The following is a 443-nucleotide window of genomic DNA, read 5'->3' as shown; positions in this document are numbered from 1 at the left end:
TCACTCCGCTTCGCGAGATCTTCGCCCGCGGCGCCGCAGCCCGGTTCGTGTCTTCCCGCCAGGTCCGCCCGCACTCCGAACACCGATACCGACGCACCCGAACCAGCAGCGTGGTCGGACGGTGCCCGAACGGCTCGTGCGCGAGGCGGCGGGTCACCGTGTCTCGCGGGACACCTTCAACACCGCAGTTCCGGCACCACGGATCCGGCTCGGCGACGCGGCACTCGATCACCGCACGATCTGGCTCGAGTCGTTGGCCGGCGGCTTCGAGGCCGAGCTCGTCGAGGCGGCAGAACGTGGTCAGGTCAGGGTTCGCAAAGGTAGCGTGGAGCACGTCGAGGTCTTCCGGACGGTGAGTGTAGGAACTTCCATCCTGGAAGACCTCGACCCCTATCCAGCCAACGCCGCACGCACGCCGACTACACCCTCAATTGCGAAGAGCC

At 67.3% G+C, this 443-nt stretch carries 1 protein-coding gene; it reads right to left on the bottom strand.

Translation table 11 applies throughout. The features are described 5' to 3' along the window. Window positions 1–334, bottom strand: a 334-nt coding sequence (locus MIC448_RS06610) for a transposase family protein (RefSeq protein ID WP_144237997.1), incomplete at its 3' end; no start/stop codon positions are given. Between the last annotated feature and the right edge of the window lie 109 nt (window positions 335–443).

It is taken from the genome of Microbacterium sp. C448 (genome assembly GCF_000582705.2).
In the GTDB taxonomy this organism is placed as follows: domain Bacteria; phylum Actinomycetota; class Actinomycetes; order Actinomycetales; family Microbacteriaceae; genus Microbacterium; species Microbacterium lacus_A.
The sequence above is the reverse complement of the archived record's forward strand: the minus strand, read 5'-3'. Positions and strand labels throughout refer to the sequence as shown.